Origin of the sequence: Roseivirga sp. E12, from assembly GCF_017592825.1 — a bacterium.
Taxonomy (GTDB): domain Bacteria; phylum Bacteroidota; class Bacteroidia; order Cytophagales; family Cyclobacteriaceae; genus Roseivirga.
Window position 1 is genome coordinate 1 of record NZ_JAGFMD010000035.1, and the last position, 315, is coordinate 315.

The 315-nt window shown below is 44.4% G+C and carries 1 pseudogene; it reads right to left on the bottom strand.

The annotated features are described in order from the left end of the window. Positions 1 to 290 (bottom strand): annotated as a pseudogene (locus J4E76_RS20795) (hypothetical protein); the annotation flags it as partial. Between the last annotated feature and the right edge of the window lie 25 nt (positions 291 to 315).

The following is a 315-nucleotide window of genomic DNA, read 5'->3' on the forward strand; positions in this document are numbered from 1 at the left end:
ACATAATCTATGATGCCGTCATTGTCACTATCCCGATCTATTCTGTTTTCGATGCCGTCATTATCAGTATCTATGGCCGCGAGCGGAGTGCCGCCATTGTCAGGGTCAAAAGTATCGGCCCATCCGTCATTATCGGTGTCGGTAAATGTTCCGTCTACTATACCATTATTGTCAGCATCGATGCCACCGGCCTCTATAATGTCTGGTATTCCATCATTATCAGCATCTAGATTGAATTGATTGTTATTGCCAATACCGCTGGTAGAGCAGTTGAAAGACTGCCCTCTCATGATTGAAAAGGGCACAGGTATTTTA